This is a genomic window from Myroides odoratus, from assembly GCF_965118575.1.
GTDB classification, from domain to species: Bacteria; Bacteroidota; Bacteroidia; order Flavobacteriales; family Flavobacteriaceae; genus Flavobacterium; species Flavobacterium odoratum_B.
Window position 1 is genome coordinate 1 of record NZ_CBCPHW010000012.1, and the last position, 12,010, is coordinate 12,010.

Genomic DNA, 12,010 nt, shown 5'->3' on the forward strand with positions numbered 1-12,010 from the left:
TCAAATAATAAATATTAATAAAGCTGCTTAACTAATTGTCCGAATTTCATTAGGATATCCAATATCTAATATCAAACGTGCTTTTATATGGTAATAATACTATTAAATAGATTATAATCAGATGAAAATGGAAATCTGAGTATGGAAAAATTTAGAAAATCTGATCAGTTTTATATTGATCAATATGATAGACATACAATAGAAGAGCTTAAAGAGTTAGAGTTGCAAATTGAGAAAGTTTACAAAAAAATAAAAACTAATCAGAATCCAGAGCATGATTCTGATTATTTTAAGCTTCAAATGCAGTATCAAGATACAGCTGTTCATTTTGCGAGGCAAAGAGAGAAACTTATACAGTCCCGTATTTATGAAGATGAAAAAAAGGATAGATTAATTCAATCAGTACCTATACCTAAAAATGTAAGATGTAATACTTGCCTTGAACAGATGAAATTTGATATGTTTGATTTTGTAGAAAATGATTCAGAGATAATATTTGTTTTTTCATGTAATCATAAACATCTACCTAAAAAAGCAATTTATGCTGATGGTAGAGAGTTCTATGTTGCCAAACATTTATGTAGCTATTGTGGAGGAAAACTTAATAGTACTAAAAAAGAAACAAATGGTAAGTTAACTTTAATTGATACCTGTGAGCAATGTGACCAAGTTGAAGCTATGGAAATAAATCGTTCTGTTAAAAAGATATTACCTATCAATGAAGATGAACGAAAAAAGTATTGTACAGATTTTATAGGATCAAGTACTTTTTATGAAGATTTAGAGACAATAACTAACTTAAGTATTAGTCTTGATCAAGATAGTGAAATTGATGTTAGTCAATTGAAACAATTAAATATAGCACAAGTAGAAAAGGTATTATCTGAAGAACTTGAAAAAGCACAATTCACTAAAGTTCAATTTGAAAAACCTCAAGTTGGTAGATATTTAACTATAGAGTTTTCAGCTCAAGATTTGTCTGATAGAAATGAAACGAATAGGATTAAAGAGCTAATACAAGTAATCCAGAAGGTTTTATTCTTGACTAACTGGCGATTAAGTGTAAATAGTGTTTCTTATAAATTAGGATTCTTAAGTGCTCATATTAAAGGATATTCAGAGAAAGATGATTTACTTAGGATTCTTAAAGAAATAAGGTGAATAAAATAGTGCTGTATGATTGGTTGTTTTTTTATTTGTTATCTTCTAAACCTAAGTTATCTTTACTAATTAGTTTTGTAAATAGAATGAAATGGCTATACCTAAACATGATGAACTAAGAGTACCAATACTTGAAATTTTAAGTGATGGTCAACAGTATAAATTAAAACAGTTTCAAAAGCCTTTAGCAGAGAGGTTTAAATTAACAGATGAAGAGATTAATGAAATGTATCCATCAGGTAATGGACATGTTTTTTATGATCGTATCTCTTGGGCATTAAGCTATTTGAATATGGCTGGTTTACTAGATAAACCCAGCCGTGGAGTTTATGTTATTAACATGAAGGCTAAAGAACTTTTAAAGACACCTGAAAAGATAAATTATTATATAGATGATAAAATGTCTAAGAGGGAAAAGAAAAAAAATTCTGGAGATGAGTTGATAAATGATTTTCGAATTTCGAAAATACAAGAAGATGCTACACCTTCCGAAAAGTTATATGCCTCTTTTACAAATATTAAAAACGCTGTTTATGATGAGATTATTGAAAGTATTCTTAGTAAGAGTCCAGCATCTTTTGAACGATTAGTTGTGATGTTATTGCAAAAAATGGGATATGGGGGTGAAGTTAAAGATTCAGGATTGGTAACGCAGATTTCTAACGATGGAGGTATAGATGGTGTCATAAAGGAAGATGTGCTTGGTTTTGGACGTATTCACATTCAAGCTAAAAGGTTCAACTCTAAGTTATCAGTAGGGAGACAAGATATACAAGGTTTTGTAGGGGCATTAGCTGTAGCTCAATCTAATAAGGGGGTGTTTATAACGACATCGTATTTTACACAAGGAGCTAAGGATTACGTAAAGAGTTTAAATGGGGCTACTACAGTTGTTTTGATTGACGGAAAAGATTTAGCAGAGTATATTTATGAGTATGGACTTGGTATGCAAGTAGAACAAACAATTGAGATTAAAAAGTTAGATGCTGATTTTTGGGATAGTTTTGAAGATGATAATAGATAAACTTTTTATATTTGAAATAGTATTAATGAATTAAAAATCTTTGACTTAAAAGCTCATCTAATTCATAACACTCAAAAATATAAAAGTCTGAAAGCCGTAATTTATAAGACATATGGAGTAGGGTGTAAATCCCTCTTTAATATATTTGAAAACCGATAGCCTACGCTATCGGTTTTTTATGTTTACACTATTCTACTTTTTACAATTCAACGCTAACATGTTTTTCCAAATGTAAAATTCAGATGTACTACATTCTCTATAACTCCTCACCACCAAAGACCCATAACTTTTTGCGCCGACATTTTAATTCAAGAAAAACCTTCTAAAGATTCCTTTTTTTCAAAACATATTCACGTGCTTTTTCCTGGATTTGATCATCAGATAAAGACTTGTTTTTTAGTAACCACTCATCAATTTCAGATTTTTGAAAGAATAAATACTTACCATTAGGTTTAGAATAAGGAATTTTACTGTAATGAACCAGGTGATAGATATATGATTTTTTAAAACCAGTATATTTTTCTAGTTCTTCTACAGACAGAATTTCTTTGTGATTAGCAATGATGAGTTGCTCTAAATAGTCAAGCTTTTCAAGAATAAGTTTAATAGTTTCCATAGTCAATTGTTTTTAGATTTAAGAGCAAACTACAGTTATATCATAAACGACTAAAGCCAAGAGTACTTTCAAGTACCACTTGGCTTTATTGTAATGATAATCTGTAATTAAACCTTCCGTTTAAAATCCAAACTTAAGTTCCGGAATAAGCTCAGAGGCTTCTTTCATTTTACTATCTATGATCTTAGCATAGATTTGAGTAGTTCTAATTTCACGATGTCCTAAGCGCTTGGAAACTGTGTAAATATCTGCTCCATTCTCTAAGAGGAGTACCGCATTGGTGTGTCTTGCACTATGGAAGGTGATATGCTTGTGAATACCCGCTCGGTTACACCAACGGACAATTTCATTATTGTAAATAGCAGAATATTTAAGATTAGTAAAAACGAGTTGATTCAATGATTCTCTTTCTCCTAAGAGATCTCTTGCTTGTTTAGAGATATAAAGATACTCAACACCTTCCGTTTTTTCCTGTCTATAGATGACTCTACAAATATCATCTTCGTCTCTTACTTCAGACCAAACAAGTTTGTTAATATCCGACCAGCGTAGACCAGTTAAACAAGAGAATAAAAAAGCACGTTTAAGTACTTCGTATTTACAATTTGTTTTTACCAGACGTTGTACCTCATTAAACGTAAGGTACTCTCTTTGACTTTCAGCTTGTTTGAAGCTCTTTACCTTTTGGGCATAGTTAATCGTTAGATAGCCCTCTTCAAAAGCTAATCTAAGAGCAGCTCTAAACTTATTGAGATAAGAGTATTTTGAGTTTAATGAAAGCGGAAGTTTACTTTTAGTAAGGGCCTTTGTATCAAAGTAATGTCTGACCTTTTTTAAGAAGTCATCATCTACCTCGTCAAAAGTAAAAGTAGTAGAGATACATTTTTTTAAGTGAAGAAAACTAGCAGCCCAGTTTCCATAGTTTTTAGGACTTTCGTATTTCTCTTCCATTTTTTCGTGAAAGAAGTCTAGGAAGCAACGTTGTCCTTTATGTATGTTTTTGATTCCATATTTACCTCGAAGGATTTCACTTTGTCTGATGGCTAAGATATTCTCAGCCATTTGGAGTGCTTCTTTGTTCTCCTTTCTTTCCTTAGGACTATTAGGAGCGCCGTGAAGGAAGAGTTTGAGGTTTTCGAATTCTCTGATATGTTTCCTTTTTCCATTTGCAAGTACTTCAGTTCCTTTGAGATATTCTATATGAAGACTAATTCTTCCACTAGGAAGTTTTCTTTGTTTAAGAGTGATGTTCATAATGTTCTATATTAGGTTAGGGAGACTCATTTTGTACAACATTTGTACAACACTTTTTAATTATGTTGTACAAATGTTGTACGCAATATAGAAAATAAGGACATCTTATAAAAACATTTAACACTTAACTATTTGATTTTCAAAGTATTTAAAATCAAATAAAAGTATTAAAAAGACAGGTTATTTACCGATACAAAAATTAGCAAAAATATTCCCTAGTAGCTCATCATTGGTCACTTGACCCGTGATTTCTCCGAAGTAGTAGAGTGCTTGGCGAATATCGATAGCCATGAGATCTGCGGATAAATTCGTTTGCAGTCCCCATTTCACCTTTTCGATTTCCTCTAGTGCTTTGAGGAGAGAGTCGTAGTGGCGGGTATTGGTTACGATGGTTTCATTGTTGCGCAGCGCACCTGTATTAACGAAGCTCAGTAACCTTTGTTTCAGTTCATCAATACCGATATTTGTTTTGGCAGACATCAACATAAGATTGTCAATTTTCGATTGAAACAAAGCAATTTGTTCCTCACTCAAAAGATCCTGTTTGTTGCAAACCACCAACAGCGGTTTAAGTGGATATTTATTTTTCAGCCGTTCCAGTTCAACCGTAAGTTGTTCTATTGATTGCAGCGTTACTTGTCCCCCATCAATTAAATAGATAACAACCTGAGCGGCTTCCATCTTTTCAAACGTCTTTTGAATACCGATGCTTTCCACCACATCTTTTGTCTCGCGAATACCAGCTGTATCGATAAAACGAAAGCCGATGCCGTCAATGACCAATTCATCCTCAATGGTATCGCGAGTAGTTCCGGCGATATCCGAAACAATGGCGCGTTCCTCATTGAGTAAAGCGTTGAGTAGCGTAGATTTCCCCACATTAGGTTCCCCAACGATAGCAACCGGAATCCCATTCTTAATCACATTGCCAACCGCAAAAGAATCCAGCAAGCGCTTCAGTACAAACCCGATGCGTTCAATTAATTCTCTGAATTGCGTGCGATCCGCAAATTCCACATCCTCCTCAGAAAAATCCAATTCCAATTCAATCAATGAAGCGAAGTTGAGTAACTGTTCCCGAAGAAGTGCAATTTCATTGGAGAACCCACCGCGCATTTGTTGCATGGCAATTTGGTGACTCGCCTCATTATCCGAAGCGATTAAATCAGCCACAGCCTCTGCTTGCGATAAATCCAGTTTACCATTTAAAAAAGCGCGCATGGTAAATTCACCTGGTTGAGCCATTTTCGCCCCTTTGCGCAGGCAAAGCTGAATAATTTGCTGTTGAATAAACGTAGAACCGTGGCAAGAAATCTCAATCGTATCTTCCCCTGTATACGAATTAGGGCCCTTAAAAACAGAAATAAGTACCTGATCCAGTATGCGTTCCCCATCAACCACATGACCTAAATGCAAGGTATGCGTCTTTTGTTTGGTTAAATCCTTGTTTTTGATCGATTTAAAAATGCCATGTACCAAAGCAATAGCCTCTTTTCCCGAAACCCGTATAATAGCAATAGCTCCAGCACCTGAAGGGGTTGCCAAAGCGACAATTGTATCTTGTAATATCATTTTATTCGTCTATAATAAAACGCAAAGATACTATTTATTCAGCAATCAATCCGCGGTAGATTCGCGGAATGAAGTAGCTTTATTTCTTTGTATATTTGAGTATAAAACGCCTAAAAATGAAAAAAATACTTCTCTTACTTTGTGGTTTATGTAGTGTGATGCTTTTTGGTCAAGCCTATCGTATGCCTATAGAAAACAAAGAAAAAATAGCACAATTAAATCCAGATGGCTTGGTGTTTTTAGTCAAAATAGAAGAAGTATTAGCAAACAATCACGAGAAGTTAAAAAATAAAAAGGAGGAGATTCAAAATCCCGCCATAGGAGAACTCTTTAAACAAGGCTTGCGCAATAGTCCCACATCAATCAAAAAACAAGTAGAAAATAACGTCTGTTTGAGTTGTTATGAAGCAGAGTGGGCGGATCAGCTTCTCGAAGTGAATTTGATTCGAGCAAAGAAGAATTACAACCGAGATAGTTTATATCAGAAGTCACTAACATTTAGTCGAGAGGCTATTCAAATACTTGGAAAAAATGTAGTAGAAAACAAAAATCCGAAGGCAAAACAAAGCGGAAGCACAGAGGTAGAGGGTTATGCTAAATTAGAACGGCAGTTAGGCGCATTATCCAGGGTAGAGGATTTTACCTTATTTAGAAAATTAGATTACAATTTTGTTGTTTCTCGTTTTGGCGTTTATTTACAGCTGACAAAGAGAATGACTTACTTGGGACAAGAAAAAAAGGGAAATAAAATTATAGATAAATACACCCCTGGCATATCGATTAAGAAGGATGAATACCTCTATGTCACTTACACCGTTGAAGAACATCCAGACCTTAGAGGAGCATTTGGCGATGGATTAACAGAAATTAAAGAAGTTGAAATTACAGGAGACCCCGAACTAGTAATCCAACTATTTGCTTCCTATTGGAGTCCGCTACAAGTGGACCTAACCCGTAATACAGGTTATATGGTCTCCATAGAAAAAATGAGCGATTATATTCAATTACAAGCTGTAGCTCCTAAGCAATACAAGATAACCATCACCAAGGGGAATATGGACGTTAATTATGCAGCCACGTTTGGAATTCACCAAAAGATAGAGGTAAAATAGAATAGGAGAAGAGGGGGTTGTTTTTTAGTTAAGGGACAGCCTTTTTTTATTTGAAAAGGTAGATTATTCCTGATTTTTTGCTTGAAATAAACGAGACATTCAAGCTTAATTTTATATCTTTATAGAAATCAAAATTACCACTATTATGAAAAAAATACTTTTTCCAACCGACTTTTCCGAAACGGCAAATAACGCTTTACTATACGCTTTGAAAATGGCGGATAGCCAAAAAGCAGCTCTTTTTGTACTTCATGCCTATGAGATGCCCGTAATATCAGCTACGGCAAATCCAGTGATGGTACAAGATGTGTATAAATCTATTGAATTAAGCAACTTTGAGAATTTTAAAGATCAAGTTCCTTTTATTCGCGATATCGCTAAAGCAAACAATTTAGACCATGTGCCGATGCACTTTATTTTAGAAGAAGGATTTTTAAACACCATTCTGAAGAAAAGAGTAGAAGAAGAAGAAATTGATTTGGTTGTAATGGGAACCAATGGAAACTCTGGATGGGACAGAAAACTTTTGGGATCCAATACAATTAACGCCATCAATTCACTAAAAGCACCCGTATTAAGTGTGCCCCATGATGCGATTTTTAATGGAGTAGAATCCATTGCGTTTTCAACCTTATTCAATGCAAATGATAAAATAGTATTAGACAAATTAGTGAAAATTGCAGAAGGCTATAACGCAACGATTAAGTGTATCCACATTGCAGAAGATGTAGATAAAATAAAACAAGATGTAGTAGATAGTTGGTTAGAAAACTATAAAGGACATCCAATTACCTTTACAATTATAGAAGGCAAAGACGTAGAAAAAGAAATTTTTACTTTCTTGGATAAAGAAAATATAGATATACTAGTTTCAGTTAAGCGAAACAGAAGTTTCTTAGAAAAATTATTTACTTCGAGTATGACTAAAAAATTGAGTTACCATACCCTTGTACCAATTATAGCTTTTCACGAGGAATAAAAACAATAAAAAAGTCGTAAAATTTAATGTTTTACGACTTTTTTATTCGTTTCATATTAATTGTCCTTGTTTTTATTGATTTCATCTTGAAGTTGTCTTCGGATTTTTTGTTCTCTTTCTAAAGAAGTTTTTCTAAATTCTTCTAATTCTTCATCCGTTTCTTTTAATTTGCGAACTGCATCTTTGGTATCCACATGACATTTTTTGAAGCGAAAGTAAAAAAGAGCCATCAATACAAAAAGAAAGGCAAATAGTGTTAAGATAACTACTTGAAAGGTTGTTTGATGGGTTGAAATGCCGAGGAACGTAAAGTTTTCTTCGTTATTCGCTGCTGATTTTAAATCGTTTTCAGCCTGTTCAAGTTTTGTAGTTAGCAGCGTAAGTTCTTCTTTGTTTTGGTTTATAAGAATTTGATTGCTTGCCAAACTGCTTTTGTATTGCTGGATAGAATCTGCTATATTTTTTTCTAGATCCCTAAGGCTTTGTTGATCAACCAGCTTAAAATTTTTATAACTGGAAGAGGTATCGAATATAGTTGAGAATTGGTTGTTGATAGTTGGTGTATTGCCCTGTGCGAAAACAGTACTTGTCACTGCTAGAAGGGCAACAATTAAAATACGTTTTTTTCTTTTCATTTAGTAACTTTTTTAGTCTTATTTTTATTGACGTCTAAGATAAGCCATTTATTGTAGAAAATTAAGATTAGGAAGTTTTCTTTTTAAGAGAAAATATTTTTTATTCGTGTAAGTATAGGGTAAAAAATGATGTTTATTTAATAAATAAGGTAATTTTAAGTAATTATTGTAAGGATAGTTTAAAAATGGTATATTTTTATACTTTTTTTTTCTTTAATAACGCGTATTTTGATGTAAAAGGGTTGATAATGATAGATTTTTTTTGGGTTAAGCATAGATTTGTAAGATGGAGCTTATGGCTTTTTTTATTGTACCCCTTAGCTCCTCATGCACAAGCATTAAATCAGGATGAATTAACGGCTGTCAAAATGTGGTTAGATGAAGATGGAGATACCAGTTTGTATATAAAAGTAAGCGCAGCTTGTAATAATTATGACAGTAAAAGAGCTTTTGAATTTATTGGTTTACCTTCTGCAATCACCTTGTTATTAAAAAATGATTTAGGCGATACTACTTTTGTCTATGAACATCCGCGTTTTGATTCTTCCATGCTTATGTTTTATAGTGAAGCCGTTTGGTTTAAGACCTATGAGTGGAAACAGGCAGTATTTATACCTTTATTTTATTGCAGTCAAAAACATGGAGCAATTATGCCTTTGTCTTACCTTATTTTATATAATCAGCAAATGCAAGTTGTTCATCTTTCCTTTCAATGTAAACCTGAAGTGTGGGGAACGTGCACCCCTGTATTTAAAAAACAAAAAATAAAGAATCAATTGACCCAACTGCCTCAGGCCTTACAAAAGGATTTTATAAAGTACATAGAAAATACCTATACCACTCGGGAGGATTTATATCCCAATCACAGAACCTTTGAACAAAAAAAATACAAAGATTGGAATTTAGAGTCTGTTGTTTCTATTGTTGAAGCGAGTTATCCTCATGAACTTTTACATCGATTACACACCTTTGTAGAAGATAAAAAATGGGATTTAGCAGAAGCGTACTTAAAAGAATTTGAGTATTTATATGTAGATACAGAGGGAATTGTTAGTATTTCTGGATTTCGAACGAGTAAAAAATTCTTTCAAGAAGAATGGACTACTTATGTAAGACACAATTTAACAAATGAACAGCTTATTTTAGAAAAGGCCAATGATTTTGTTGCACAAGGCGATTTTCAACGTGCGTATGATTTGTATAAAGCCGTGGTCGAAGAAATGAAGCCTACCCATTTTTAGAGGCCATTTAAAAGGCGTATCTTTTTACTGAATTAAAAAAGATCAAAGCATGCAAAAGGCAATACAAGATTTATATCCAGAAAATTTAGCGCATTGCTATGGATGCGGAAATTTAAATCCGGCAGGTCATCAGTTGAAAACCTATGTTGACGAACAAGAGGGGACGGTAGCTTATTTTACACCCAAAGAAGAATATACCGCTTTACCAGGAAGTGTGTATGGCGGATTAATCGCTTCATTACTCGATTGCCACGGTACAGGATCTGCAGCAGCATTTGTTTGTTTGGCTGAAAATATAGCCTTCGAAAAACCAATTGCTGTTCGCTGTGTAACGGCTTCTTTAAAGGTTGATTTCAAAGCCTTAACCCCCATGGGAGTGCCCTTAGTTTTAAAAGGAAAATTGAGAAGTATTGAAGGCAGAAAAGTATGGGTAGATATGACTTTATCTGCGGGGGATACACTTTGTGCGACCGCAGAAATTCTAGCTATTCGCTTAAGAGAGGAGTAAAAATAAAACGAGCTATAGTAGACCTATAGCTCGTTTCGCAACTTATGGAAAACCTGCTTATTTAACAGGAAGTGTTCGGGTTAACCAACCCCTTCTATTGGCGGTTGCAATGGCATAGGGTGTAATCCAAAACAAAGCAAAGGTGTAAAAAATACTATACGTATATGCCCAGAAGGAGTCTTTAATATTGTATTTCTTAGCGTAAAAAATAACCTGTATAGACGAAAAAATTAAAATTCCTGCTAAGGCACTGCTAATAAACATAATCGGGTAGCTTAAAACAAAATAAAGCATTAGCATCGTCATTGGATAGGCTAGAATTACTTTTAACCATTGATTTAAAAGTAGAATACGAGAGCCTGTTGTACTCCCTTTTCTAAATTTAGTAAACGCAAACTTACTCATCATAATATTCTCACGTACATTACTGCGTTCCCAACGAATAAACATTTTGTATAATCCCTTGAAATTCTCAGGGGTGTTGGTTAAAACATATGCATTCTTTTGAAATAATACGTGGTAACCTTGTTTTAAAATCATATTGGTCATCGCTCTATCTTCTCCAATATCCGAAGGCGTACCCATAAACGTCTGATGAATCCATTCTTCCAAACAATTCATAACCGCTTCTCTGCGATAGGCTGCTAAAGCCCCCGGAGTACATAAAACACTGTTTAAAGCACTTTGAGCAGAGCGGATAAATTCAAAACTAAATACGAAACTTACATTGAGCATTTTTGGAATTATACCATCTTGTGTGTTGAGCACAAGTACATTACCACCAACGGCACCACATAAACTGTTGTTTACGAAAGGACTAACTAATTGTCGTAATGTATCCTTTTTAACAATAGAATCACTGTCAACGGTAATAAAAACTTCTCCTTTTCCCAATTTAAATCCGCGGTATAAGGCATGTCTTTTTCCCTTGTTTTTGGGTTGTTGATAAATTTCTACTCGGGAACCCAATACGGCTTTTGCCTTTTGCATCCATTCCCATGTGTCATCTTTACTACCATCATCAAAAGAGATAATCTCTAATTTGTCTGCTGGAAAATCACTCTGGGCTAAACTGAGTAAAGTATCATATACCAAACGACCCTCATTATAAGCAGGTACAATTACAGTACAAGTGGGCAATAATTGATCATCCGTAACTGGTTTTACGGGTTTATATTTAAAATATTGATAGAAAATATAGACTAAGAACAGTAATTGGATGCCTAATAAGAACATACTAGACCCAAAAAATAATTGTCCTCCCCATCCTTCTAATCGTTTTAATTGAATTTTTTCAAAATAGGGATGAAAATAATATAAAATGAGTACACTACTGAATAATAAGGTAAAGGTAAGCGCTAAGACGAAATAGTCTGTAAGACTAAAGCGTTTCTTTTTATTTGCATTTTGCGAATATTCAGAAACTGAATGCGCAAATTGGGGAGCTTGAGTTTTTTTCATGAGTTTTAGTTTAGTGGAAATTAAAGGGGAGCCTAATTCCCTAAAAAGGTTTAAGACGGTCTGTTTTTTCCAAACTTTTATCTTACTGATTGTAATACAAGATACGTGCCATACGGTTTTACTGAGGTTTTGAGCGGTTTTGAGCGGTTTTGTGCCTTTGAGGTTCCCCACATTGTTGAATTGGACAACACTTTGGTTAGAGTAAGAATAGTAGTTGAGCTACTTGTTTTGAATAATTAACAGATTTAGGTTGTTTTATATGAAGGATTTAAGAGTGAATTTAGTGTACGCAAAATGAGATTTTTTAAATCGTTCGCTACTGCTTGTATAGAAAAAGAACCGATGCATTGGAATGAATCTAGAGAAGTTGAAAAGGGAAGAGAATTAAAAAGCAAAACGTTTAAAAATCTAGTTATCTTTGATTAACCTATTTTTTAAATAAATAAT

12 protein-coding genes are annotated in these 12,010 nt (G+C 33.8%); 7 read left to right on the forward strand and 5 right to left on the reverse strand.

Annotated features, from left to right (window positions below):
- Nucleotides 1–141 precede the first annotated feature (141 nt).
- Both ACMHJ2_RS11005 and ACMHJ2_RS11010 read left to right on the forward strand, forming a co-directional pair.
- Nucleotides 142–1,161: a hypothetical protein gene (locus tag ACMHJ2_RS11005; RefSeq protein WP_413512907.1), complete on the forward strand. Its 1,020-nt coding sequence runs from the start codon at nucleotides 142–144 to the stop codon at nucleotides 1,159–1,161.
- Between the two features lie 91 nt (nucleotides 1,162–1,252).
- Nucleotides 1,253–2,185 (forward strand): restriction endonuclease, encoded by a 933-nt coding sequence (locus tag ACMHJ2_RS11010; RefSeq protein ID WP_413512908.1) that lies wholly within the window; start codon nucleotides 1,253–1,255, stop codon nucleotides 2,183–2,185.
- A gap of 322 nt (nucleotides 2,186–2,507) precedes the next feature.
- On the opposite strand, the gene ACMHJ2_RS11015 is transcribed toward ACMHJ2_RS11010, so the two are convergent.
- The 3 genes from ACMHJ2_RS11015 to mnmE all read right to left on the reverse strand — a co-directional run bounded on the left by ACMHJ2_RS11015 (nucleotide 2,508) and on the right by mnmE (nucleotide 5,627).
- The gene (locus tag ACMHJ2_RS11015; RefSeq protein ID WP_413512909.1) at nucleotides 2,508–2,801 is read right to left on the reverse strand and encodes a helix-turn-helix transcriptional regulator; all 294 of its coding nucleotides are present in this window, start codon (nucleotides 2,799–2,801) and stop codon (nucleotides 2,508–2,510) included.
- Nucleotides 2,802–2,921: 120 nt separating this feature from the next.
- Nucleotides 2,922–4,055, reverse strand: a complete 1,134-nt coding sequence (locus ACMHJ2_RS11020; RefSeq protein ID WP_413512910.1) for a site-specific integrase — start codon at nucleotides 4,053–4,055, stop codon at nucleotides 2,922–2,924.
- Nucleotides 4,056–4,235: 180 nt separating this feature from the next.
- The gene (gene mnmE / locus ACMHJ2_RS11025; protein WP_413512911.1) at nucleotides 4,236–5,627 is read right to left on the reverse strand and encodes a tRNA uridine-5-carboxymethylaminomethyl(34) synthesis GTPase MnmE; all 1,392 of its coding nucleotides are present in this window, start codon (nucleotides 5,625–5,627) and stop codon (nucleotides 4,236–4,238) included.
- A 116-nt stretch (nucleotides 5,628–5,743) separates the two neighbouring features.
- Between mnmE and ACMHJ2_RS11030 the strand changes: the two genes are divergently transcribed.
- Both ACMHJ2_RS11030 and ACMHJ2_RS11035 read left to right on the forward strand, forming a co-directional pair.
- A complete protein-coding gene (locus tag ACMHJ2_RS11030; protein WP_413512912.1) occupies nucleotides 5,744–6,739 on the forward strand; it encodes a hypothetical protein in 996 nt (331 codons plus the stop codon).
- Nucleotides 6,740–6,884: 145 nt separating this feature from the next.
- Nucleotides 6,885–7,718, forward strand: coding sequence for a universal stress protein (locus ACMHJ2_RS11035; RefSeq protein ID WP_413512913.1), 834 nt, complete (start codon nucleotides 6,885–6,887; stop codon nucleotides 7,716–7,718).
- A gap of 56 nt (nucleotides 7,719–7,774) precedes the next feature.
- Here the strand turns inward: ACMHJ2_RS11035 and ACMHJ2_RS11040 are convergent, their stop codons facing one another.
- Nucleotides 7,775–8,353, reverse strand: coding sequence for a hypothetical protein (locus tag ACMHJ2_RS11040; RefSeq protein ID WP_413512914.1), 579 nt, complete (start codon nucleotides 8,351–8,353; stop codon nucleotides 7,775–7,777).
- Between the two features lie 248 nt (nucleotides 8,354–8,601).
- Here ACMHJ2_RS11040 and ACMHJ2_RS11045 point away from each other — a divergent pair, with 248 nt between their 5' ends.
- Entirely contained in the window at nucleotides 8,602–9,594 is a 993-nt protein-coding gene (locus ACMHJ2_RS11045; protein WP_413512915.1) for a hypothetical protein, read from the forward strand.
- A gap of 49 nt (nucleotides 9,595–9,643) precedes the next feature.
- Nucleotides 9,644–10,102 (forward strand): PaaI family thioesterase, encoded by a 459-nt coding sequence (locus ACMHJ2_RS11050; RefSeq protein ID WP_413512916.1) that lies wholly within the window; start codon nucleotides 9,644–9,646, stop codon nucleotides 10,100–10,102.
- Nucleotides 10,103–10,159: 57 nt separating this feature from the next.
- Here the strand turns inward: ACMHJ2_RS11050 and ACMHJ2_RS11055 are convergent, their stop codons facing one another.
- Complete coding sequence (locus tag ACMHJ2_RS11055) at nucleotides 10,160–11,563, reverse strand: glycosyltransferase (RefSeq protein ID WP_413512917.1); 1,404 nt, start codon at nucleotides 11,561–11,563, stop codon at nucleotides 10,160–10,162.
- Between the two features lie 294 nt (nucleotides 11,564–11,857).
- On the opposite strand from ACMHJ2_RS11055, the gene ACMHJ2_RS11060 reads away from it, so the two are divergent.
- Nucleotides 11,858–11,989 carry a hypothetical protein gene (locus ACMHJ2_RS11060; RefSeq protein ID WP_413512918.1) on the forward strand — a complete coding sequence of 44 codons (132 nt, stop codon included), beginning with the start codon at nucleotides 11,858–11,860 and terminating at the stop codon, nucleotides 11,987–11,989.
- Nucleotides 11,990–12,010: the final 21 nt, after the last annotated feature.

Bases quoted from the DNA above. Each gene is read 5' to 3' on its own strand.
- ACMHJ2_RS11020 (WP_413512910.1), bottom strand. From the start codon at position 4,055: ATGAACATCACTCTTAAACAAAGAAAACTTCCTAGTGGAAGAATTAGT.
- ACMHJ2_RS11050 (WP_413512916.1), top strand. From the start codon at position 9,644: ATGCAAAAGGCAATACAAGATTTATATCCAGAAAATTTAGCGCATTGC.
- ACMHJ2_RS11045 (WP_413512915.1), top strand. From the start codon at position 8,602: ATGATAGATTTTTTTTGGGTTAAGCATAGATTTGTAAGATGGAGCTTA.
- ACMHJ2_RS11040 (WP_413512914.1), bottom strand. From the start codon at position 8,353: ATGAAAAGAAAAAAACGTATTTTAATTGTTGCCCTTCTAGCAGTGACA.
- ACMHJ2_RS11060 (WP_413512918.1), top strand. From the start codon at position 11,858: ATGAGATTTTTTAAATCGTTCGCTACTGCTTGTATAGAAAAAGAACCG.
- ACMHJ2_RS11030 (WP_413512912.1), top strand. From the start codon at position 5,744: ATGAAAAAAATACTTCTCTTACTTTGTGGTTTATGTAGTGTGATGCTT.
- ACMHJ2_RS11015 (WP_413512909.1), bottom strand. From the start codon at position 2,801: ATGGAAACTATTAAACTTATTCTTGAAAAGCTTGACTATTTAGAGCAA.
- ACMHJ2_RS11005 (WP_413512907.1), top strand. From the start codon at position 142: ATGGAAAAATTTAGAAAATCTGATCAGTTTTATATTGATCAATATGAT.
- ACMHJ2_RS11010 (WP_413512908.1), top strand. From the start codon at position 1,253: ATGGCTATACCTAAACATGATGAACTAAGAGTACCAATACTTGAAATT.
- ACMHJ2_RS11035 (WP_413512913.1), top strand. From the start codon at position 6,885: ATGAAAAAAATACTTTTTCCAACCGACTTTTCCGAAACGGCAAATAAC.
- ACMHJ2_RS11055 (WP_413512917.1), bottom strand. From the start codon at position 11,563: ATGAAAAAAACTCAAGCTCCCCAATTTGCGCATTCAGTTTCTGAATAT.
- mnmE (WP_413512911.1), bottom strand. From the start codon at position 5,627: ATGATATTACAAGATACAATTGTCGCTTTGGCAACCCCTTCAGGTGCT.